This window comes from Paenibacillus donghaensis (assembly GCF_002192415.1).
Classification (GTDB): Bacteria; Bacillota; Bacilli; order Paenibacillales; family Paenibacillaceae; genus Paenibacillus_AQ; species Paenibacillus_AQ donghaensis.
The window spans coordinates 5408253-5430952 of record NZ_CP021780.1; the positions used below are offsets into that span (position 1 = coordinate 5408253).

17 protein-coding genes and 1 pseudogene are annotated in these 22700 nt (G+C 54.4%); 3 read left to right on the forward strand and 15 right to left on the reverse strand.

Features of this window, described 5'->3' with window-relative positions; translation table 11 throughout:
* Positions 1 to 8 precede the first annotated feature (8 nt).
* The 13 genes and pseudogenes from queA to B9T62_RS24675 all read right to left on the reverse strand — a co-directional run bounded on the left by queA (position 9) and on the right by B9T62_RS24675 (position 16626).
* A complete protein-coding gene (gene queA / locus B9T62_RS24615; RefSeq protein ID WP_087917698.1) occupies positions 9 to 1037 on the reverse strand; it encodes a tRNA preQ1(34) S-adenosylmethionine ribosyltransferase-isomerase QueA in 1029 nt (342 codons plus the stop codon).
* 9 nt (positions 1038 to 1046) lie between these two features.
* Positions 1047 to 3149, reverse strand: a complete 2103-nt coding sequence (locus B9T62_RS24620; protein ID WP_245864040.1) for a SpoIID/LytB domain-containing protein — start codon at positions 3147 to 3149, stop codon at positions 1047 to 1049.
* Between the two features lie 39 nt (positions 3150 to 3188).
* Positions 3189 to 4196 (reverse strand): Holliday junction branch migration DNA helicase RuvB, encoded by a 1008-nt coding sequence (gene ruvB / locus B9T62_RS24625; protein WP_087917699.1) that lies wholly within the window; start codon positions 4194 to 4196, stop codon positions 3189 to 3191.
* A 28-nt stretch (positions 4197 to 4224) separates the two neighbouring features.
* On the reverse strand, positions 4225 to 4848 hold the full coding sequence (gene ruvA / locus B9T62_RS24630; protein ID WP_087917700.1) for a Holliday junction branch migration protein RuvA: 624 nt from the start codon (positions 4846 to 4848) through the stop codon (positions 4225 to 4227).
* Positions 4845 to 5348 (reverse strand): crossover junction endodeoxyribonuclease RuvC, encoded by a 504-nt coding sequence (gene ruvC / locus B9T62_RS24635; RefSeq protein WP_087917701.1) that lies wholly within the window; start codon positions 5346 to 5348, stop codon positions 4845 to 4847. The genes ruvA and ruvC overlap by 4 nt, the downstream gene beginning before the upstream one ends.
* 209 nt (positions 5349 to 5557) lie before the next feature.
* The gene (locus B9T62_RS24640) at positions 5558 to 6301 is read right to left on the reverse strand and encodes a BofC C-terminal domain-containing protein (RefSeq protein ID WP_157793994.1); all 744 of its coding nucleotides are present in this window, start codon (positions 6299 to 6301) and stop codon (positions 5558 to 5560) included.
* Positions 6302 to 6401: 100 nt separating this feature from the next.
* Positions 6402 to 6833 carry a serpin family protein gene (locus B9T62_RS24645; RefSeq protein WP_087917703.1) on the reverse strand — a complete coding sequence of 144 codons (432 nt, stop codon included), beginning with the start codon at positions 6831 to 6833 and terminating at the stop codon, positions 6402 to 6404.
* 83 nt (positions 6834 to 6916) lie between these two features.
* Positions 6917 to 8401 (reverse strand): glycoside hydrolase family 30 protein, encoded by a 1485-nt coding sequence (locus tag B9T62_RS24650; RefSeq protein ID WP_087917704.1) that lies wholly within the window; start codon positions 8399 to 8401, stop codon positions 6917 to 6919.
* 126 nt (positions 8402 to 8527) lie between these two features.
* Positions 8528 to 11266: a beta-glucosidase gene (locus B9T62_RS24655; protein WP_245864041.1), complete on the reverse strand. Its 2739-nt coding sequence runs from the start codon at positions 11264 to 11266 to the stop codon at positions 8528 to 8530.
* A gap of 1067 nt (positions 11267 to 12333) precedes the next feature.
* On the reverse strand, positions 12334 to 14460 hold the full coding sequence (locus tag B9T62_RS24660; protein WP_087917706.1) for a CocE/NonD family hydrolase: 2127 nt from the start codon (positions 14458 to 14460) through the stop codon (positions 12334 to 12336).
* 13 nt (positions 14461 to 14473) lie between these two features.
* Positions 14474 to 15097, reverse strand: a pseudogene (locus B9T62_RS41870) (dipeptidase); the annotation flags it as partial.
* A 12-nt stretch (positions 15098 to 15109) separates the two neighbouring features.
* Entirely contained in the window at positions 15110 to 15637 is a 528-nt protein-coding gene (locus B9T62_RS41875) for a membrane dipeptidase (protein WP_087917708.1), read from the reverse strand.
* 14 nt (positions 15638 to 15651) lie between these two features.
* A complete protein-coding gene (locus B9T62_RS24675; RefSeq protein ID WP_087917709.1) occupies positions 15652 to 16626 on the reverse strand; it encodes an ornithine cyclodeaminase family protein in 975 nt (324 codons plus the stop codon).
* Between the two features lie 170 nt (positions 16627 to 16796).
* On the opposite strand from B9T62_RS24675, the gene fabV reads away from it, so the two are divergent.
* Entirely contained in the window at positions 16797 to 17993 is a 1197-nt protein-coding gene (gene fabV / locus B9T62_RS24680; protein ID WP_087917710.1) for an enoyl-ACP reductase FabV, read from the forward strand.
* 528 nt (positions 17994 to 18521) lie between these two features.
* On the opposite strand, the gene B9T62_RS24685 is transcribed toward fabV, so the two are convergent.
* Both B9T62_RS24685 and B9T62_RS24690 read right to left on the reverse strand, forming a co-directional pair.
* Positions 18522 to 18929 carry an RrF2 family transcriptional regulator gene (locus B9T62_RS24685; protein WP_087917711.1) on the reverse strand — a complete coding sequence of 136 codons (408 nt, stop codon included), beginning with the start codon at positions 18927 to 18929 and terminating at the stop codon, positions 18522 to 18524.
* 113 nt (positions 18930 to 19042) lie between these two features.
* On the reverse strand, positions 19043 to 19951 hold the full coding sequence (locus B9T62_RS24690) for an AraC family transcriptional regulator (RefSeq protein WP_087917712.1): 909 nt from the start codon (positions 19949 to 19951) through the stop codon (positions 19043 to 19045).
* A gap of 125 nt (positions 19952 to 20076) precedes the next feature.
* Between B9T62_RS24690 and B9T62_RS24695 the strand changes: the two genes are divergently transcribed.
* Together B9T62_RS24695 and B9T62_RS24700 are read left to right on the forward strand one after the other, a co-directional pair.
* Positions 20077 to 21132 carry a glycoside hydrolase family 88/105 protein gene (locus B9T62_RS24695; protein ID WP_087917713.1) on the forward strand — a complete coding sequence of 352 codons (1056 nt, stop codon included), beginning with the start codon at positions 20077 to 20079 and terminating at the stop codon, positions 21130 to 21132.
* Positions 21133 to 21374: 242 nt separating this feature from the next.
* Positions 21375 to 22295: an aldo/keto reductase gene (locus B9T62_RS24700; RefSeq protein WP_087917714.1), complete on the forward strand. Its 921-nt coding sequence runs from the start codon at positions 21375 to 21377 to the stop codon at positions 22293 to 22295.
* Positions 22296 to 22700 lie beyond the last annotated feature (405 nt).

A 22700-nucleotide genomic window follows, 5' to 3' on the forward strand; every position in this document is an offset into this window, starting at 1 on the left:
CTCAAATCTTAATAAATAAACATTGCATCGCCAAAGCTGAAGAAGCGGTATTGCTCTTCAATCGCCTCCGCATAAGCGGCCAGAATTGCTTCCCGGCCTGCCAGCGCGCTGACCAGCATCACAAGCGTGGACTTCGGCAGATGAAAGTTCGTAATCAGAGCATCCACAACATTAAACCGGTATCCCGGGTAAATAAAAATATCGGTCCAGCCGCTGCATTCCTGAAGCGGTCCGCCCGCATATTGCCTGCCAACCGTTTCGAGTGTCCGGCAGGAGGTCGTTCCCACAGCTACAATCCGGCTGCCTCTTGCTTTCGCGGCATTGAGCAATTCAGCCGTTTCGCGGGACAGCATAAAATACTCGGAGTGCATCACATGTTCTTCAACCTTGTCCACCGACATGGGACGGAAGGTGCCCAGTCCCACATGCAGCGTGATGTAGGCAATATTCACGCCCTTGTCTTGCAGCTGCCCCAGCAGCTCCTCGGTGAAATGAAGGCCCGCCGTTGGAGCTGCCGCTGATCCTTCATGGCGCGCATATACGGTCTGGTACCGTTCACGGTCATCCAGAGCCTCCTTGATATAGGGCGGAAGCGGCATATTGCCCAGCCTGTCGAGAATTTCATTAAAGATCCCCTCATAGCTGAACTTCAGCGTACGTCCACCCATATCCGATTCACCTTCAACCACTGCGCGAAGCTCATCACCGAAGATAATGACGGCCCCGGTCTTCAGCTTCTTGCCAGGCTTCACCAGGGCTTCCCAGCGGTCTTCTCCCAGGTTCTTCAGCAGAAGAACCTCTGCCTTCGCACCTGTGTCTTCCTTGGTTCCGAACAGCCGTGCGGGAATTACTCTTGTATCGTTAAGAACAAGTGTGTCGCCCGGCTGCAGATAATCCACAATATCGCTGAAATGCCGGTGGTCCGTCTGCCCGGTCTCCTTGTTGACCAGCAGCAGCTTGGAGGAGCTGCGGTCGGAAAGCGGAGTCTGGGCAATCAGTTCCTCCGGCAGATGAAAGTCATAAAGTTCTACATCCATGTCCTGTCTTCATTCCTTAACTATAGTAACGTTATTATAATAGTGTTGCAATATTTGTCTGTAATCATACCCGCTGTCCGCCATGCCCTTGACACCCCATTGGGACATGCCCAGTCCATGGCCGTAGCCCTGGCCGACAAACAGAAATCCTGTGCTGCCAGAAACGACTCTGGCTGCGGCATCCATGCCCATTACTACGGTTCCCTTGCCGCCTGCCGTCACCTTGCCGGTTGCGGAGAGTACCCCGGCACTGGTTGAGCTGCCGATACTTGCGGTAGCCCCGTCAGCACCTAATACAGTATAACTTCCGGCAGGTACAATATCAAACAATGTGCTTGGCAATCCGTTGAACGCGGAACGGAACATATCCGGGTATTTCACCTTCAGAACTTCGCCGTTGGCTTTCACTTGAACCGCTCTGCCCGATGGGCCGCGCTGCGTAACCTGCAGATTCAGAATGGAGGAGGGCAGAGTGCCGGTGACCTTGCCTTGCAGGCTTTTGAGCAGCTCAGCGGAAGTGTAAGGGCCCCTGATCCAGCTGTAGCTGCCGGATTCATACACTATATCCAGCACCACTGCATTCTCGCCCGGATTCAGCTTGCCTACCCCACTGACACTGCTCTCGATCAACGGCAACGGCCGGATGTTGACATCCTTCGTGGTGGCCGTGGCGTATTCCAGCCCTGCGGCAGTCTTGCTGCCGGTTAATTTGATGTTGTCTTCACGCGCATACCCGGAAACTCCGTTGCTGAGCAAGAGGGAATACCACTTCTTGGCACTCACTACCGCTGCCGTATCTCCGGTACTCGGCACGCTGACGAACATCTTGCCTCCGTTGCCCCACACCTCCGAAGGATCAGCCGTCTTTCCGCCGCTATTGGAGGAGAACACAGCTTCTACAATTTTGTCACCGCTCTTCAGCACTTCTCCGGCCGTGGCATCGACAGCCTTGATAATGCTGGGAGCTTCCGAACCGATCCCGTTATACACCTGGCTAAGCGTAGTATCGACCACGTTCGCCACATCAAAACGTGTCCCCTGAGACAACGCATAGCTGCGGGCAGCTACTGCCTGAGCCTTCAGTGCTTCTTCATGCCAGCTGGACGATACTTCCCCGCCGACCACGGCATACAAATATTGCTCCAACGACACTTCATTAATTACCGCGAGCGAGCCATTCAGGCTGCTCAGCTCCATATTGCCGCGATAGATCCGCTTGGATTTCTCTGTAACTTGAATGCCTGCGTCATTCCCTCCGGCAATGAACTTGGGCTCGCTGCCCGCGAGGAGATAGTGCGGGGCCTGCACCTCACTACTGAGGCTGAGACCTGCATCCTGGCGGACGATCAAGGCGGACGATGAGCCATCAACGGTTACCAGAACACGCCCTGGAACCGCTGCGGCTGCGGCTGCCTGAAGGACAGCCAGCTCATTGTCGCTGGCCGCTTCACCTACCCAGACACTATAGGGGGTACTGGCTGAAAGTCCGGCCGGCAGCACAAGCCAAGCGTCAAGCCCTGCTGCTCTATATTCGGCAAGCGCAGCTTCCGCACCATCCTGCGAGCTGAAGGTCCCCGCCGAGAGATGTTTCATCCCAGCTACCACAGGAAGCTGACCCGCAGGAATGGACAGGCCGGCTTTAGCTACCCGGTCTGCCCCAGTCTTGGCCGCCGCTTCGCTGGCGTACACCCCTGTGTACAACTGGTAGACTTTCGCCCCGTTCTTCGAGATCGTGAACAGCTGCGGTTTATCCGAAGTGGACTGCAGTTTCTTGGCCGCATCCGCCGCTTCTGTCCAGAGCGTGGTTTCCAGGACCTTCACCCGGAAGCCGTCCAGACTGGCACGGGCTTGGGCCTTGGCCGGAACATTCAGCAGCGGCGCGCTGCCTGTGCCAAGAGAGAAGCCCTGCTCCGATTGCAGCGTTACCAGTGGTACGGTTGATTTATATTTCGTGCCGATATCGGCATAGAGCACAACTCTGATCGTCCCGGCAGCAATGGCATCACTGGCATCCACCAGCGGTGCCAATACGCATACGGCAGCAAATGCAGCTGCCATCCAGCCCTTGCTGCGGAGAATCCTGTCTGTCCATTTCGGTCTGGCCTGTGTCATCTGTATGCCTCCTTAGAAAATTGCTGTTGTCTCTCTGGCTTAGTTCGGCTGCGGCGGGAGTGGAATCCCCAAATGCAGGTAGCCTGCGGGGGTAACCACTCTGCCGCGCGGTGTGCGCTGCAGAAAGCCAATCTGCAACAGATAAGGCTCATACACATCCTCTATCGTCTGGCTCTCTTCGCCGATGGTGGCTGCAATGGTATCCAGCCCCACCGGTCCTCCGCGGAAGCCGGTGATCATCGAATGGAGCATTTTGTGGTCGATGTTATCCAGCCCGCGCGGGTCAACCTGCAGCATCTTCAGCGCTTCTGCGGCAATCTCCGGCGTAATGATCCCGTCGCCGCGCACCTGCGCGAAGTCGCGTACACGCTTCAGCAGCCGGTTCGCAATCCGCGGAGTCCCGCGTGAACGCAAGGCAATGCCGTCAGCGGCATCGCCCAGAATCTCAATGCCGAGCAGGTCGGCATTGCGGGCCACGATGTAGCTCAGCTCATCCATCGTGTAGAATTCCAGGCGGCTGACGACGCCGAAGCGGTCGCGCAGCGGCGCCGACAGCAGACCAGCCCGGGTGGTGGCGCCGATCAGCGTGAACGGCGGCAGATCCAGCCGGACCGAGCGGGCGCTTGGCCCTTTGCCGATCATGATATCCAGCGCGAAGTCCTCCATCGCCGGATACATGACCTCTTCCACCGTGCGGTGCAGCCGGTGAATCTCATCGATGAACAGCACATCACCTTCCTGCAGATTGGTCAGCAGGGCAGCAAGATCACCCGGCCGCTCGATCGCCGGACCGGAGGTTATCCGCAGGTTAACGCCCAGCTCATTGGCGATAATGTTGGCCAGCGTGGTTTTGCCCAGACCCGGAGGGCCGTAGAGCAGCACGTGGTCCAGCGCTTCGCTGCGCATTTTGGCAGCTTCTATATAAATCTTCAGGTTCTCTTTGACCTGGTTCTGTCCAATATATTCAGCCAGATATCTGGGGCGCAGACTCAGCTCCGCCGCCTGTTCATCCATCATCAGATTGGCTGAGATAATCCGGTCATCCATCCTTCTCACTCCCCATTCTCAGCACAGGCTACTTCGCCAGATACAGCAGCCCCAGCGCCTTCTTCATTAATACGTCCACTGGCTCCGCCTCCGCACCCTGCTTCTTCAGCGCCAGCCAAGTCCGGTCCAGCTCGCTTTCGGTATAACCCAGCGCCCGCAGCGCTTCCCTTGCTTCCTGCCAAGACAGACCCTCAGCAGCCTGATCCTCCTCCGCTGCAACGGCGAACAATCCTGTCTGCATCGAGGCTGCGCTTAAGCCGTCCAGCTTGTCCTTGAGATCCAGGATCATCCGCTGTGCCGTCTTCTTCCCGATGCCGGGCAGCTTGGTCAGATAGGTCAGGTTCTCCTGATAGATCGCAGTGATCAGCTGGTCCGGCGTACCGCCGGTCAGAATGCCGAGCGCTACTCTTGGGCCGATGCCGCTCACCTCGATCAGCTTGCGGAAGAGCCGCTGTTCCTCACGAGTCGGGAAGCCAAATAGCAATGTCGCATCCTCGCGGCTCTGATAATGGATATAGATGGTCTGCTCTCCGGTAACTTTGGCAAACAGATACGGGTTCGGGCAGAAGACCCGGTATCCAACCCCCTGCACATCCAGCACCACATATTCTGACTCCAAATGAGCCATCGTTCCTCTTAAGTAATCTATCATTTGCGCAATACCTCATTTAACTTGGAATTTAGACTGGTCGAATGGGCATGGCATACCGCCACCGCCAGTGCATCCGCCACATCATCGGGCTTCGGGATAACCGACAGCTTCAGCAGCAGCTTCACCATCTCCTGCACCTGCCGCTTCTCGGCCTTGCCGTAGCCTACAACCGCTTGCTTGACCATCATCGGCGTGTATTCCGCGACCGGCAGGCCGCGCTGCACAGCGGCCAGAATCAGCACGCCGCGCGCCTGCGCCACCGGCAGCGCTGTTGTCACATTGCGGCTGAAGAACAGCTTCTCCACCGCTACCGTATCTGGCTGGTATTTGTCGATCAGCTGAACCATGCCTTCGTACACATGCAGCAGGCGTTCCGCCTCCGGCGTATGGGCTTCGGTCTGAATACAGCCGTATTGCACGGGTGTTAATTTGTTGCCTTCCTTATCTATGAAACCGAAGCCGACAATCGCCAGCCCCGGGTCAATTCCCAGAATGCGCAAGATCTGATCTCTCCTCTGCCAGCGGCCAAGCCCTGCACCGCATTCATCCATTTGCATCGCTGTAAAGCGAACATATGTATTCTTTCTAAACTATTATAGCAAAAATAGCTCTTCCGGGAGAACAAAAGATATATTTTCTTAGATTCAACCAAAAAAGGCTGTCCCGGCCGCAGGGCAACGGCTTCAAGACAACCTGTGTTTCTTCTTGCTCATTCCTTGCTCTGCATGACCTGCTCGGCGGTATCCCGTGCATAATCGCTGAAAGTCGACAGCACACTGTTATATTCCTCAATATCCTGCACACGGATGCCATCCTGCAGCTGGTTCCAGATCTCTTCGGGTAGCGCGGATTTCATCGAACCCATATCCATTTGAAAAAAAGTCTTCATCACCTTCTGATCCACCGGCGGGCCTTTGAACAAGGTCAGATTGCCCTGCTCATCCACACCGATATAGGCCTCACGTTTCGTCAGCGGGGACAGATCATTCACCCTCTGCTCCAGCCAGAGGTCACCCTCCGGGCCGATGCGGCCGCTCCAGGCGGCGTGCTCGACAATCAACTGCTTCTGCTGCTGTGGATTTCTGCGTCCTGCCAGCGTCTGGATCTCCTCACCTGTCACATAAGTGATCTTCAAATGGACCGTCCGGCTCTGTCCGCTCTGTTCAATCGCCTGCAGCAGTTGCTCCTGCGCTTCGGCTGGATCAGCCTCTGGACTGCCGATGCCGTCTTGCTTGAACACAGCAGCAGCCGGTTCGTCCGCTGCCTGGATGTGGTCCAGGCTTTCTGTAACTCCTGGAGCCGGGCTGTTGAGCAGCTCGCTGATTTCTTCCGGCACCTGCAGGCTGCGCCAGGCCAGAAAGGTGAGGCCCAAACAGGCAGCCCCGATCCACAAGGCCTTCTTCCAACGTCTCCAGCGCCGCCATAGCTGTTTCTTTAAGCGAAATGCGTTCACGTTCATCCCTTCATTCTATTTTTTTCCTATTGTGACCTGTGAAGGGATAAATTATGCGCTTATTCCGCAAAAAGTGATCATTTAAGCAATCCTTAGATCCTTACTGCGTATCCAGCGGATTGTTGATCGTGCCGAGAAACAGCCAGACTCCGCTCAGCTTGTCTTCTATTAAATAGAGGAAAGGCCGATTGACGTTCATCTCGAACGGTTCAATGCTGGACGGAGCCGCGCCCGCTCTCATGCCGACAAGGGTGGAGGCCGCCGCTTCCGTTCCCTGTTCATTCACTTCGATATAGGTTTTGTGCACGATTGTCCCGATATAAATCGGGGCTGTAATGTCTGCTATTCCCGTGAAATTGCTGCGGGACGAATCAAAAGCCTGTTTCATCCCCAAGGCCTGGAAAGCCTGCTTCAGCTCTAAGCCATACTCCGCCCGGAAACGGGGCAGCGATATCCGCCCTCTGCGCTCTGTGAAATTCCCTTCCGCAAGCTTCCCCTGGGCAAGCTCCTGCGCAAGCTCTGCGAGACCCACATTCTCAGCAGAACCTCAACCCTATAGAATTGTGCATATTTACCATACGAGAAGAGGAGGTGAAAGGTTGCTTGGACAGTTTCTCAGCCCTGCCAGGTGAAGGTAACCGCCGATTTCGCGGGCAAGGTATAGTGAAAGGATTCCGAGCGGTAGCGGACTGTAAAAGAAACCGCCTCCTCGCCTGGGCTTGCAGCAATCAAGGCCGTTGAACCGTCAGGATTCTCATAGGCAACCGTCTCCAGCTGACCCTCAACCTGCGTGGAATCGATCCTCACCGCCCCTGGTCGGACAAATTTTCCGGCATGGCCCAGCGCATAATACTCCACGTTCCGGCTGATCTCCCCTGTCTGCGGATCAACGGTTACGACGCCCCGGCAATCGCCGCAGCCGCCATTCTCCGGCCCTCCCTCAGGATCAAGCGCCAGATTCCAGAACAGCACGGACTTGGCCCAGTTGCGGGGAGACTGGATGATCAGCTTGGACATATTCCAGCTCAGGCTGTCCCCGAAATCACCGCTCCAGCCGCCGCCGCTGCATTCCGTGAAGTAGATTCCTTTGTCCGGGTAAGCGTCATGTACTTCGCTCATTGCTTCAGGCTCACCGGCGTAGCAGTGATAAGCTGTCCCCGCTGTATATTTATTCGTGCCGCTGTCACTCAGCAGTGCTCTGGCATAATCGGCTCCCTTGTCCCAATTATGGTCGAAGCCCAGCAGCTTGGTCTGAAGCCCGCTTTTCTCCAGTGCCGGCCCCAGATACTCGCGGATAAACCGCGCCTGCTCCGCTTCGCCCATGTTCATGCTGGGATAATCCGCAGTGGCGAAACCCGGCTCATTCTGGACGGTTACGGCATAGACGGGAACCCCCGCTTCCTTATAAGCCTGCAGATATTTCACGAAATAATTGGCATAGGCTTCATAGATACCGGAGTCATTGTAATCCAGATAACCGCCGTTCATGGTCTTGTTCTCGCCGAATTTCATCCAGCCAGGCGCACTCCATGGGGTGCCCATGACCTTCAGCTCACGGTTCAGCTGCAGAATATCGCCCAGCAAGGTGATAACCTCCCGGTCCTTCTCTACCGAGAAATGCTCCAGCTCATAGTCAGTACCTGACTCTATATCGTCATAGGTATAGCTTACAGGCTGGCCTCCTGCATCGACGGAATAATCCGAAGCTCCAATCGTATGGCGGACGAAGCTCATTCCGATTCCACTGTCTGTGAACAGCTCCTTCAGCAGCTGCTCCCGCTGCTTCCCACTCAGTTTCTCATTGATCAGATAGGCTGAGGAACCGGTCACCGCCGCTCCAAAACCATCCATCGTCTGGTATCGCAGGTGTGGGTTCACATCCACACTCAGCCCGCCGCTCTCTCCGCCTGTTCCAAAAACAAGCGGTGTCTGCTCGGTCAACAGATGGGACTGGTCGGCTGTGGTCAGCCAGGCACGGGCTTGGCTGGAAGTACCGGATTCTGCCTCCGTCCGCCAAATGATGACCAGCACAAGCAACAGAGCAACTGCCAGGAGGGCGGATATGATTATGTTCTTGTTTTTATTCAAAGACTTCAACATCTACTGCAACCTCCCGGATATGAGAAAGAAACGGCTACGCCGTCCCTATTGTAAAGAAAGCCCGGGAGAACTATACCCGGACTTCCTGCTATCTTATTGGTTATATAATATGCGATCAGGCTGCCATTATTTCTTGGCTTGGCTTCCTGCAATCGTAACGCTGCCTGTCAGGCGGATATCCTCCGAAGAGCTGCCCACATAGATCGGCACCTTGCCGCTTGGCATTACCCACTGGTCTGTATTCTCATCCCAGTAGGATAAGGCCTTGGCATCCAGCTCAACCGTCACTCTCTGCTGTTTGCCTGCCTTCAGGTCCACCTTGGCGAAACCTGCCAGCTGCTTCTTCGGCGTTTCTACCGTGGTCGGAAGTTGACCGACATAGACCTGAACTACCTCAGCTCCGGATTTTTGGCCGGTATTGCGCAGGTTCAGTGACACTTCAACCGTCTGCTTCTGATTCTTGCCTTTGGTCTGTGCCTTGGTCTTCAGGTTGGTGTAACCAAAGCTTGTATAGGACAAGCCATACCCGAATGGATAAGCCACATCCAGACCCTTCTGGTCATATCCCCGATAGCCGACAAAGATGCCATCGCTGTAATCGCCAACCCCGTTAATTCCAGGGAACTGTGCCGCCGTGGAGATCGGTGTGGTCTGCTCATCCACCGGGAAGGTCACCGGCAATTTGCCGGATGGGTTAACATCACCGAACAAGACCCGTGCTATTGCATTACCCTGCTCCTGCCCAGCGAACCAGGCCTGTACAATGGCAGGCACCTGCTCCTGCCAGCTATTCATCTGAACGGCACGCCCGCTCATCTGGACAACAACCGTGTTCGGATTCGCTTTGGCCACTTCACGGATCAACTGCTCCTGATTGTTCGGCAGATCCAGATCGGAGCGGTCAAAGTATCCTTCACTGTCATATGTGCGTGTAACCACCACCGCCACATCGGCAGCCTTGGCGGTCTGGACCGCCGCTTTGATCTGGTCATCCACTACACCTGTAGGAGGCGTCCAGCCGAAACGAACGAAGCCGCCCTTGTCGCGCCCGCTTTGATCAGACCAGTCGGTCCGGTATTCAATCCGCAGCTTATGCACCTCGCCTGCGGTCAACGATACCTTCTGTGAGGTGGTTTCCATCGTTTCGCCCACATTGGTGAACAGCAGCTTGTCGTCCAGATACAGCTTGCCTGAGCCACGGCTGGTCAGTGACAAATTGTAAACGCCTGTAGTGGGAGCTGTAATGCTGCCTGTCCAACGTGCCGACATCAGCGCATTCAGGCTGGTTGGCAGCTGCTTCAGCTTGGAGGACTGGGCATTGAACCCTTCATAATTATAGAAGCCAAGGTTCATATTCACCTGATTGTCCTTACGGACAATCTCCGGCTTGCCTTCCAGATCCGTATTAGTGAAATATTCACCGGTTAATCCATTGCCCTTGCTCGCATACCCTTCTGCGGGTGTCAGCAAGGAGGAAGGTACCGCCGAAGGACCGGATACTACATCACCAGCAGAGATGGGATCACTACCAGCCGCATAGCTGACCTTCACACTGGAGCCAACGCGGTTCTTGATGCCCGCAAGCGGGCTCACCGTATAGGTCGGATTGACCAATGAGCTGCCGCCGCCAGCCGCAGAGGCATTGTCGGCATCCGGTCCGATGACTGCGATAGACTTCAGCTTCTTGGCATTCAGCGGCAGGGTGGACTGCTCATTTTTCATCAGAACCATGGATTCTTCAGCAAATTGGCGAGCCTCGGCCCCGTGCGCCTTAGCCGGGATCTGGTTATTCTCCACAGTCTGGTCAAATAGATTCTTGCGGAACATCTGCACCAGAATGCGAGTAGCCATCTCGTCGATCTTGGCTTCACTGATCTCACCGTCCTTAACGGCCTGAAGCAGCTTATCTCCCCATTTGCCATAAGGATAACCCGGTGTTTCCAGATCAAGGCCAGCGAGCGCCGACTTGGTTGTCGACAGATTCGCACCATAATCGGACATCGTGAACCCTCCGAAGTTCAGTTTATCCCGCAGCGTACCGGTCAGCAGCTCGCTGCTGTCACAGGCCTGCTGGTCATTGACGTAGTTGAACGAGCACATTACTGAGCCCAGATCGGCTTCTTCAAAAGCTGCCGCAAACGGACGTGTATACACTTCCTGAACCGCCCGCTCGCTGACTTTGACATTGGTGGTGAATCGTTCGGTCTCCTGATTGTTCATCAGGAAATGCTTGCCGACGGCCAGCACCGGATGGCTCTGAATCCCGTTGACGTAGGCTATCCCCAGCTTCGACTGGAGCAGCGGATCTTCGCCGAGCGATTCAAAGTTGCGTGAGCCCCAAGGCACACGGGCAATATCAAAACCCGGTCCGAGCAGCACATTATGTGTAGTATTGAAGGCTTCCTCGCCCAGCAGATCGCCGTAGGCTTGTGCAATATCCGTATCCCAGGTTGCCGCCAGGGCAATCGGAGCCGGAAGTGCGGTCGATTGCTTGTCCTGAACATCCGGATTGGCAATCCGCACACCTGCAGGCCCGTCAGCCATCGTCAGGGCCGGGATGGCAAATTTCTCATTGCCTGCATTATAGAAGCCATAATAGTTGTTTACATTTCCTGTGATGAAATCAACTGTTTCCTCCAGGCTCATGGCCTCAAGCAGCAACTTGGTGCGTTCCTCTGCAGAGAGAGCGGTATTCATCCATGGCATATTGCTTGCTTCTGTTGTTGCTGTAGTTGCTGTAGTTTTAGTTGCCGCAGCATTTGTTGCTGCACCTGCTGCATCGGCCGCCTGAAGCGGAGGCACAGCAACGGCAGCCACAAGACTTAAGCTGACGAGCCGCGCTGCCCATTGTTTATTAAGTTTCACCTGAGTAGTACCTCTTTCCGTCCGCATTTATCCGTTAAGCGGGTTTGTTTGTATTGAATTTCTCTGAAGCTGAACTTGCGATTCCTGTGCTTCCGGTTCATTCCCCGTTTGGCCAAACGAGCGTTCTCTGGATGCCCCGTCCAAGATTACCGTGATTTTTAACAAAAAACATCCGAATAAATATAGGTAAATATTTAAATATAATGACTCTAAATCCATAAATAGGTATATAAATGCGGCTTTATGCTCTTGTATTTACTGTCCTGAGGGATCAGGAACGCTGAAAAGTCCCTTCTGCTCCCTTTGGTCTATCTCGCTTCATTGCGGAGGAAATCCGTTCCTTAGATGTAGATTCTTTGGCATAACGGTTAGAGATGAATTACGTTAACGGTTTCATCTCAGTCTGTATATACAAGTCAACGAACAAGCCTTAGCCAATCACAGCCAGACATATCATAGATAACTTCCTGCTTCATACAGATTAGGAACTGAATTGAGCACATTTTGTAGGAATCCGGACCTAGTTACACTTCTGCTTAAATTCCATATATTCACACTTAATACCGCTTTTTTGTGACTATCTTGTTACTGAATAGAGGACTATAGTTACATTTTTGTAATACTATCATTGATTTGATGATTTTTTTGTAACTTTATTACAAAATCTCAGACTATACGCCCACAATCCACTCTATCTGCCACCAGGGCTTCTTATATTTGGAAGATGATGCGATCCTGCTAAGTTGGCGGGAATAAGGGGGAAATGACGATAGGGATGGGAGGATGGAGGATGGGAGCTGTGGGCGGTACAAGTACCGATGTAGAAGCCGGGTGAAGCAGTGGCCGATTGGGCAGCTGGGGCGTCTTTCCTTCGTGATGGCCCCTCCAGAAACCTGCCGATAGAGTGGCAGAGTCCATTTTACCGAAATAAGATTCAACCAGCCAGCGAAATCCCCTTCTCCCGGCCACGCCAAAAACTCCGGCAGCTCTATTCATAGCCCAGAGTTTTGATGACGCTCATATTCATTTATATCAGTAGTCTAGTGCTCCACAATTATATCAGTAGTCTAGTGCTCCACAATCACCGGCAGCTTTACATGGCTCGGGTATTGGCTGTTGTGATACAGCGTCTGCTGCACGGTCAGCGGTTCGGTGTCTTCGTATGGATTATTGCCAGTGTTGGTGTTTGGGAAAGCCACGTTTTTGCTGGAAGAAGTTACGGTGAACCGGATGCGGTTCCCTGCTGCAAAGCGGTGGGCGATGTTTGGCATAAAAATATCATATTCCTCCACCTGACCCGCAACCAGCAGCTGCGGATGGTCCAATCCATGCCGGTATTTGGCCCGGACAATATAATTGGACAAACGCAGCGAATCTCCCTGCGGATTCACTTCACTGAGCGAAACCGCCCAGTCGGTGTCGAGGCCTGTACTGGCTGCATAAATCACGGCTGACAGCTCCCCTGCCACCAGCAGGTCGGAGCTTAGCACCTCGCTGGTGTAGACCAGGATGTCATTACGAAGCTCGTACTTCCGCAGATTCTCCGGCTCCCTCTCCCCGCTGTCATCCAGCGGGTCCAGCGGATTATAGCTGAAGGTATCTTCGGGGGAATGCTCCTCCGGCACCAGCAGCAGCTTGCCGTCCCCGCTGGCCGAGTTGGCCCGTCCTCCGGAGGACAGATAGAACAGTGAATTCAGCGCTTCGACCGGCGTCCAGTCCTCCGACGTTCTCCAGCGGTTCTCGCCGACCACATAATAGGAAGCCCGCGGCTCCTGGTCAATACCGTTGGCAACCCCCTTCAGATAATGGTCGAACCAGCGCAGCACCGATACATCATAGTCATAGACTACAGCATCGTTGCCGAAGCTTACACCTTTATAGTCCCTGGCCCGGTTCGGGCCGTGCTCCCAGGCGCCGAGCCTGATTTTGCGGCCGGGAACATCGTGCTGGCTGAGCATTCTCCAGGTTTCCGAAACTCCCGCGCTGTCGCCGTCATACCAGCCGGAGATGACATACATTGGTACCCGCACCTGATCGCCACGCTCGGTGAAGGTGCAGTTGCGCCAGAAGTCGTCATATTCGGGATGCCGGCTCCACAGGTCCCACGGACCGGAGGCCTTGCCGATCATCTGCTGCGGAATATCCTTGATCGGACGGGCATCCACAGCAGCTTGCGGGTCTACTGTAATACCGCCGAAGATATCAAAATCCGTCCGCGTCCCTACCGACTGGGCCAAGGTCCAGGACAGCAGCGGCCAGGAGCAGAGGGTTCCGCCCTTGCGCACCGTATCCACAAACGGCGAGCCGACGTTCACCTCGTCCACAACCGCCTTCAGATTCGGATGGCCGCTGGTCGCTGCCGCCACCACGACATTTCCCAGGTAAGACGCGCCCCACATGCCAACGTTGCTGTCGCTCCAATCCTGGGCGATAATCCAGTCAATCGTGTCATACCCGTCATCCCGCTCATAATAGAAGGGAATCAGCTCGCCTTCCGAGTCTGCCCGGCCGCGCACGTCCTGCGACACCACAGCATAACCTTTGTTGGCCCATCTGTGGAAAACATCCTTTTTGCCGTTGCGGTCATAACAGGTTCTGACCAGAATGGTGGGCAGCCCAGTCCCGGCCGGAATGCCATCGGGCAGAAAAACATCCGTAGCCAGTCGTACCCCGTCCCGCATCGGAATGAGGAAGGTGCCCAGGTCGTTTATGCCATATTCGGCCTGCGAGAGCAGCGGGTCCTGATAGACGGTGAGCGGTGTCAGCTGCTCATAACCATCCTTGATAATCAGCTCCATGCCATAGCGGTTAGGCGTCAGAAAAGCGATGATCTCCCCATCCAGTGTGACGATATCGAGCGCCGTTTGATTGCGCAGCGCCCATACCTGAGAGGTCCGTAGGGTTCCCGCGATCATGGCCTCGTAGCTTATATGCTTTTGATAAACAGCACCGTTCTCCAGCACAACTTCTTCCTTCACCCATTCCGTCTTCGCATATACAGCGATATTCTCCAGAATCTTCTGCAGAGGCAGCACATAACTTACCAAACCATCCAACACATTGTCCTGCATTTGTGTTCTTCTGCGCAGGTCTACCTTGGCGTGCATCACCTGCTGTTCTGTGAAATGAATCTTGCCGGTATAGATCCCGGAGCAATAGAAATTGAAGGAGGTATTGTGTAAATATGTACTCATCTGTGCAAGTCTCCTATCCGCAAATTTGTTCAAACACACGCAGCCAGTTGCCACCCATCAGCTTGGCGATCTCCCCGTCACTGTACCCTCGCGCAACCAAACCTCTGGTGAAATTGTTGAAGTAGCTGTATTTCTCAAGTCCGGCAACCGTTTCTGTCGAAGGCCCGTCTCCGGGAGCAAAACCAAGCTTCGGCGCAATATGCTCCTTGAAATAAACGAGCGCCCACATCACATCACTCATCGGCCAATCGGTGCCAATGCCGACATGGTCCACACCCACCAGCTTGACCACATAATCCATATGATCGAGCACATGGTCTATCGTCGTGTGGTTCGGGTCGGAATGCACAAACCATGGCATCGCAAAAATCCCGATCACGCCGCCCGTTCCGGCGATGGCGAGTATTTCTTCATCACTTTTACAGCGTTCATGTGGAAAAATCGCCTCTACCCCGGTATGCGAAGCCACCACAGGCGTCTGCGAATACCGGCAAGCGTCCAGCGTGGTCTGTTTGCCGCAATGTCCTGTATCTACGATAATCCCCAGCTTGTTCAGCCGCTCGATAAAACGGATGCCATATCTGGAAATGCCGCCATTCGCCGGCTCCATGCAGCCTGAACCGATCAGATTCTGGTTGTTATAGGTTAATTACAGCATTCTCAGGCCAAAATGATGCAGATCATCCAGCTGCGCAAGGTTCGTGCCAAGCGCGTCCGTCTCCTGCGCCGAGATGATCCCGGCCTTCCTGCCCTCGCGCTTGGCCGCACGGATGTCGTCCGCCTTCAACGTTTTGACCAGCCAATCCGCCGAATCAAACTGCAGCTGGACCTCGCCCATGCTCGTAATCATACTTGCGGTATCCCGCAGATTGAGCTGGCGGTTGCCTGCCGTAATTCCGGATTGAACCCACTCGGATTGATATTCTGGAATCTCACCGCTGGCCGCCAGCTTGGTTACCCATTGCCCGGGCAAGCTGCTGTACAGCATAGGGTCCTCCCGGTATGGCTCGCAGAGCGCCTTGATTCTGTCCGAAACTGCGGCGGGAATCGCCAGCGGAGACAGCGGCCCCTGGAACAGCAGGTCGATATTAATGTTCTCCTCATGCAGCTTGCTGGCCCTTGATTCCTCTTCCATTGTCAGCTTGAAATCATAGAATCCTTCTTGTCCGCTTTTCATGGCTGCTGCGCCCCTCAAAATGCAATTTCGGTTCCCCGTTGTAAACGCAATGCTTTATTATAAATATATTGTGCCGCCGCCAGATCCTCGACAGCCAGGCCGAGCGACTTGAACAGCGTGATCTCGCTGTCTGTTGCTCTCCCGGTCAGCTGTCCGCTGAACACAGCGCCGATCTCGCCGACGATATGATCCTGCGGGATGGCTCCCTCTGCCAACGGAATCAGATAATCGCCCGACTCGCCGGCGGCAGACTCTACCGAATCTACATACAGCCTGGACTGCGCCACCAGTTCGCTGTCCAGCTCGCGGTCGGTGGGCCGGCAAGCGCCCACCGCATTGATATGTGCGCCCGGCTTCACCCACTCCCGGAGCAGCACCGGCTCCGTGGCGGCTGTAACGGCGCAGATGATATCCGCTCCGGCAACCGCCTCGCGGACGGTGGCGCACACAGTGATCTCCACGCTGAATCTGGATGACATCTCCGCCTGCCAGGCGGCGGCTTTGGACGGGGTCCGTCCCCAGATCCGGACCTGGCGCAGCTCGCGTACCTGAAGCATCGCTTCGAGGTGACTTGCTGCCTGCTCGCCCGTCCCCAGGATGGCAAGCACCTCTGCATCCGCTCGGGCGAGGTGGCGTGTGGCGGCCGCACTTACGGCGGCTGTGCGGATCGCGGTGATCTTTTGTCCATCCATAATGGCCTTGATCACGCCGCTGGAAGCGTCAAACAAGGTGACTACACCCTGATGGGACGGCAACCCCCGGCTGTGATTACCGGGCGAGATGGTAATCAGCTTGGCTCCAGCCAAGCCATCACGACGCAAATAACCTGGCATAAGTCCAAGCAGATTGCCCTCCGCAAGCGGCAGCATCTGCCTTAAGCTCTGCATAGCCTGTCCTGTGGCCAGGTCGGCCAGCACCGCTTCCATCGCGTCGATGCAGCCTTCCATGGACAGCAGCTCTACAACCTCTTTTTGACTGATAACTAACATTCGGCTGATCCTCCTTAGCTTTGTCTGTCTATCATAACCCTTTTGGTGACCTCTTTACAGCGTGCCACCTGGTGAAGATCACCAGACCACTTATCTTTCCGGCTAAATATTTGCTATACTCAGGTGGTAGTCACAATAAGCTTAAAATTAAAGCAAAGGGGAATTCCTTGATGATTATCCAACCTAAAACCCGCGGATTCATCTGCACAACAGCTCATCCGGACGGGTGTGCCAAACAAATAGAGGAACAAGTAAACTATATTAAAGCCCAGAAGAAAATCAGCGGACCGGCGAATGTACTGGTCCTCGGCGCTTCTACCGGATATGGATTGGCTTCCCGGATTGCCGCCGCTTTTGGTGCAGGCGCGAATACGATCGGTGTATTTTTTGATCGGCCTGCCGAAGGCTCACGTACCGCATCAGCGGGCTGGTACAACTCTGCCGCTCTGGAGCAGCAGGCTGCCGCGCAAGGTTTGAAATCGCACAGCATTGTTGGCGATGCCTTCTCCGATGCGATCAAAGCCCAAACTATCGCACTGATTCAGGCCGAATATGGCACTGTGGATCTGGTGATTTACAGTGTAGCTTCGCCGCGACGGACCCATCCGGTCACAGGGGAGACCTTCTCTTCCGTCATCAAACCGCTCGGAACCGCTTATACGAATAAAACGATGAATTTCCACACCGGGGAAGTATCGATGACCAGCATTGAGCCTGCCACCGAAGAGGAATTGCGCCAGACTATCGCGGTAATGGGCGGCGAGGACTGGAAAATGTGGATCGACCAGTTATCCGAAGCCGGAGTGCTGGCCAAGGGAGCTACAACGGTTGCCTACTCTTACATAGGGCCGGAGATTACTCATGCCATCTACCGTGAAGGCACCATCGGCAAAGCCAAAAACCATCTGGAGCAGACCGCGAAAGAGCTGAACAGCCAACTCGCAGCTGAGGGCGGCCGCGCGTTCGTCTCGGTCAACAAAGCGCTGGTCACACAGTCCAGCTCGGCCATTCCTGTAGTGCCACTGTATATCTCAGCCCTGTACAGAGTGATGAAGGATAAAGAGCTGCATGAGAACTGCATCGAGCAGATGTACCGCTTGTTCGCCGAGCACCTGTATCCGGAAGGCGCAGCGCCGGCGCTGGACGGTTCGCTGATCCGCATCGACGACTGGGAGATGCGCGAGGATGTGCAGACAGAGGTTATGAAGCGCTGGGAAGCGCTGAGCACGGATAATGTCAGTGAGCTGTCCGATCTGGAAGGCTACCGCCGCGACTTCTTCCAGCTGTTCGGCTTCCAGAGCGAGGGCATCGACTACGAAGCCGAGTCCGATCCTGATGTGGAAATTCTGAATTTGGTTAAGGAATAATAACACTTAAGAAGGAAACGGCTTTGCCGTATTAATGGAACGGCAAGCGTTTCTGCCTTCTTACTTTTAAACAAGTCAGTCCCCGAAGTTCGGGAGACTGGCTTGTTTGTTTAGCTTATGTTCTTAAGTTGCAGCTGCTCAAATGCGTAATAAGTTGCCACTAGGGCAGTGTTTAAGGCAGGGTTTGAGGCAGTGTTTGGGTCAACGTTTGGGCCAACACTTGAGTTCAACGAGGATTTTGTCTTTCGCTCTGGATCGTTCGGGGGAAATAGATGCAAAAGTGCATTTAATTCCATTCCAATTGCCAGTCCGCAGGCGAATAAGTGCAAATCTGCAACTAATCCTGAGTAAATCAAGCCTGGTACGCTCAAATGCCGAAATTAGATGCCTTTTCGCACTTATTTCCTCTAAAACAGAAAAAACCATTGATTTAGATGCATATTCGCAACTAAATCAATGGTTTCTCAACTTATTAGAAGCACCTTTGAGCGGAGTCGTTGATTTCCCCTCTCTCAAGACCGAACGGCGTTACTTCGCCTGCGCCGCACTGTATTGTTCAGCCAGCACGGAGATCTTCTGGTCCCTGAGATACTGCTCCATCCGCTCCTCGGCTTCTACCATAACCTGCTGGACAAGACACCCCGGTCCGTGCTTCAATCCGCACTCAAACAAGGAGGCTGTGCCTTCAATCGCGTGGATCACATCCAGGAAGGATATCTCCTCCTGCTTGCGCTTAAGGCTGTAGCCGCCGTTGGCTCCTGAAGCCGATTCAATCAGACCTGCTTTAACGAGCTTGGTCAGGATTTTGGAGAGATAGGTGGGGGACACCCCTTGCTTCTCCGCCAGCTGCACCACACCAATCGGTTTATCCGAGCCCGTCGCCGCCAGATACAGCATATAATGCAACGCATAGTCGGTTGCTTTTGAGAATTTCATCTTTTCCACCTCGATCATAGACTTTATTGCTCGATGATAGCGCTCATCTGCAGGTATTGTCAAGCGTTCCACCTATGCCCCTCTTTCTTAACACGATTTGCCACCACGACTGATCAGGCATCAGGCCTACGGCTTAACGCGCGGTAGCGGCCAGGCGTCATTCCCGTCACACGCTTGAACATATGGCAGAAGTGGGATAAATCCTGGAAACCGGAATCTACGGCCACTTCAATTAGCGGTGATTGGTGCTGTACCAGCAGCTCCTTAGCCCGGTTAATCCGGCAAGCAATCCAATAGCCGTTAATTGAAAATCCGGTTTCCTGCTTGAATAGACGCTGCAGATACGAACGGGACAGATGGAAATGCCGGCACATCCCATCGATAGAGCAGGGCTCCTTGTACATCCGGGTAATGTACCCCAGCATCTCCTCCACCAGCTGCTTCCGCCGCATCTCCTCCTGCGGCACTGGAGCGGCTGCCGCTGCCTGCCGGATCAGCGCAACGAACAATCGCAGCAGCAGACTCTGCACCGCAAGCGGATATCCTTCGCGCTGATCCGCAAGCTCCCGTTCCAGCTCCAGCAGTATCTCCTGCACCTCTGGCAGTTGCCTCGTGCCTAGTTCGGTATGAACCGAATCGCTGCCGTCTCCCGGCAGCCAGCGCTGAAGCTGCTGCTCCAGGTGGGCGTGCATCCGGTACAGCCCCTGCAGATAATCACTGTCAATGGTTAGCACAATCCGCTGAAAGGTCTCGCCCGCCAGCGGCCGCGGGGTGTGCAGAACCGCAGGCTTGACCACCACCAGACTGCCTTCACTCATGCGGTACACCCGTTCCCCGGCAATGAACCTGCCGTTTCCGCCAAGACAGAAGTACCATTCATACCCCTGATGCACATGGGGATAAGGCTGCGTAATCTCACTGCTGCGAAACACACATTGCACGGCAAAATCGGCCAACGCGCTGTTGGTCAGCTCATCTACGCTATAGGACTGGTGCTGCTCTATATGCTGAACTTCGCTCATCACTCGCTCCACCGCCGCCTTTTCCCAAGTACACAATTCCCCAAAATATATAAGAGAATCGGCCAAGATTTCACAGAAATCAGGTTATATAATGCAAGTATAACAGAGTTTAGAGGAGGATAAGCATGAATAGTGCTGCGTTTCCATCACGGGATATGCTGGAGGATTATGCCCATAGAGTCTACCGTTATGCCCTTCTGGACCATTCCGGCAACTGGGGCATGGACATTGGACATTGGGATTGGGTGCCCGGTGTTGGAGTCATTTCCATATTGGAATATTATGAACAATGTGGGCAACCTGAAGTGCTGGCTGAGCTGGAGCAATGGGCTAATCTTCAGCTTCATAAATCTGAGCAGCTGAAGGTTATTAATTCGATGGCTCCTTTTGCCATTCTGCCTGCACTTTATAGCCACACCGGGAGCCCTGTCTTCCTGGAAGCCTCGGAAAGGGTTGGAGCATGGATGCTGAACGAAGCTCCCCGGACACGGGAAGGAGCCTTCGAGCATACGGTTACCGAGAATGCCAGCTTTCCCGAGCAGGTGTGGGCGGATACGATTTTTATGGCTGTGCTGTTCCTGGCCCGGTTGGGCCGTTTAACCGGACATACCGTATATGCCACTGAAGCGGTGCACCAGTTGGAGCTGCATCTGAAGCTGCTGCAGGACGAAACCAGCGGAATCCTGTTCCATGGCTGGAACAGCATCGCGGGGAATCACATGTCCGCCGCCCGCTGGACACGGGCCAATGCCTGGATCGCCGTCGGCACACCGATGATCCTGCAGGAGCTGGAAGGTCTGGTGGAGATTCCACCGTCCATTAGGGAACGCTACCGCCGCATGATGGAGGCTGTCATCGCCTGCCAACGGCCGGACGGACTGTGGACCACCGTCATGGATCAGCCGGACTTCTATCCCGAAACCTCAGGCAGTGCCGGGATCGCCGCCGGCATCCTCAAAGCCTGCCGTATGAATCTGCTCGACGATGCCTGTAGAGAGAACGCCGCTAATGCGGTGCAGGGAGTAACCGCTGCGATTCTCGCTACCGGCGAGGTCACCGGCGTCTCCAGCGGCACGCCGGTCATGCCCAGCCTTCAGGCCTACAATGAAATCCCCTGTTATCCATCGCTTTATGGCCAGGGGCTGGTGCTGATGCTGCTGGCGGAGGCGATGCGGGAATAAATGAAGGAGCGATGCCCAACAAGCAACTTCTTCTCCTACCCGAATATTAAGTTACCTTATCGTTGCATACATTAAGTACTTTATTGTTGCAGGAGCAGCAGCAGACGTTTCCTAATGGCCGGAGGGATCATTGGGATTCGCTTAGCGCTGCTTTTTGTGATATTGTCTTTGTGTTGTAGCTTCTATTATAAATAGTTCGCTCGATGAGAGTTTCTACCTACATCTGAAGGAGTGAAGTCATTATGGTAAATAAAATCAGTGTTGCAAACGGTATCATAGACGTCTCGGAAATTTCACTGGGCTGTATGCGGATTGCGGATTTGTCGCCCAAGGAGGCCGATGTACATGTTCAAAGCGCGCTGGAGGTGGGGATTGATTTCTTTGACCATGCCGATATCTATGCGGGTGGACAAGCGGAGGAAGTATTTGCCGGGGTGCTCCAGAATAGCCCGGGTCTGCGCGAACAGATGATGATCCAGTCCAAATGCGGTATCCGGGACGGATTCTTCGACTTCTCCAAGGAGCATATTGTACAGTCGGTGGAAGGCAGCCTGAAGCGGCTTCAGACCGATTATCTGGATGTGCTGCTGCTGCATCGGCCGGATACATTGTTTGAACCAGAGGAGGTAGCCGAGGCCTTCGATCTGCTGGAGCGTAAGGGATTGGTGCGCCATTTCGGTGTCAGCAATCAGAATCCACTGCAAATTGAGCTGCTGAAAAAACATGTCAAACAACCCCTGCTGTTCAACCAGCTCCAGCTGAGCATTACAGTCACCGGCATGATCGACTCCGGTTTAAATGTGAACATGACGAACTCTGCGTCCTTCGTGCACGATGGCGGAATCCTGGAGTACAGCCGCCTGCACGACATGACGATCCAGCCTTGGTCCCCCTTCCAGTACGGATTCTTTGAAGGTGTCTTCCTCGGCAGCGAGAAGTTCCCTGAGCTGAATGCCGTGATTGACCGCCTGGCTGCGGAAAAAGAGGTCACCAATACAGCCATCGCTATCGCTTGGCTGCTGCGGCATCCGGCGAAAATGCAGCCCGTGGTCGGCACTACCAACACGAACCGCCTGCGCGACATCGCCCGGGCTTCGGAGGTCACGCTGACCCGCCAAGAATGGTACGAGGTGTACCGTGCGGCAGGCAATAAGCTGCCTTAAGGTTGAAGTCTCCGCTCCGTGGGGAGGCTGATTCCGAACCATTGATTTAGGCGCGGTTTCGGTCACTGCTTAGGAACCTTGCGTTCCCCATGTATGTTGAGCGTTCTTTGCTCCGAATGATCCTAGGCAACACGGCTCGCTTGGAACTATGCAGCGCCCCGTTGAGCTAAAAGCAGAGGGGCATCCCCGCAACCATTAGATGGATGCTGGGACGCCCTCTCTGCTTATTTTGTCTGCAACTGCAGGTACTGTTTAGGTGCTCAGGTGCTATATGGTTAGATGGTTAATTAGTTAGTTAGTAGCCTCAGCATAATTTGGCTCTGCTAGCACCAGAATTGGAGCAACCTAGATCTATAACTGTATTTTGTACATCTAAATCAACCGATTTTCCGCAAAATGACGTTT

Coding starts and splice junctions, on each gene's coding strand:
- B9T62_RS24650 (WP_087917704.1), bottom strand. CDS start 8,401: ATGTTGAAGTCTTTGAATAAAAACAAGAACATAATCATATCCGCCCTC.
- queA (WP_087917698.1), bottom strand. CDS start 1,037: ATGGATGTAGAACTTTATGACTTTCATCTGCCGGAGGAACTGATTGCC.
- B9T62_RS24690 (WP_087917712.1), bottom strand. CDS start 19,951: ATGAGCGAAGTTCAGCATATAGAGCAGCACCAGTCCTATAGCGTAGAT.
- B9T62_RS24700 (WP_087917714.1), top strand. CDS start 21,375: ATGGTAAATAAAATCAGTGTTGCAAACGGTATCATAGACGTCTCGGAA.
- ruvB (WP_087917699.1), bottom strand. CDS start 4,196: ATGGATGACCGGATTATCTCAGCCAATCTGATGATGGATGAACAGGCG.
- B9T62_RS24620 (WP_245864040.1), bottom strand. CDS start 3,149: ATGACACAGGCCAGACCGAAATGGACAGACAGGATTCTCCGCAGCAAG.
- ruvA (WP_087917700.1), bottom strand. CDS start 4,848: ATGATAGATTACTTAAGAGGAACGATGGCTCATTTGGAGTCAGAATAT.
- B9T62_RS24660 (WP_087917706.1), bottom strand. CDS start 14,460: ATGAGTACATATTTACACAATACCTCCTTCAATTTCTATTGCTCCGGG.
- B9T62_RS24675 (WP_087917709.1), bottom strand. CDS start 16,626: ATGTTAGTTATCAGTCAAAAAGAGGTTGTAGAGCTGCTGTCCATGGAA.
- fabV (WP_087917710.1), top strand. CDS start 16,797: ATGATTATCCAACCTAAAACCCGCGGATTCATCTGCACAACAGCTCAT.
- B9T62_RS24695 (WP_087917713.1), top strand. CDS start 20,077: ATGAATAGTGCTGCGTTTCCATCACGGGATATGCTGGAGGATTATGCC.
- B9T62_RS24685 (WP_087917711.1), bottom strand. CDS start 18,929: ATGAAATTCTCAAAAGCAACCGACTATGCGTTGCATTATATGCTGTAT.
- B9T62_RS41875 (WP_087917708.1), bottom strand. CDS start 15,637: ATGAAAAGCGGACAAGAAGGATTCTATGATTTCAAGCTGACAATGGAA.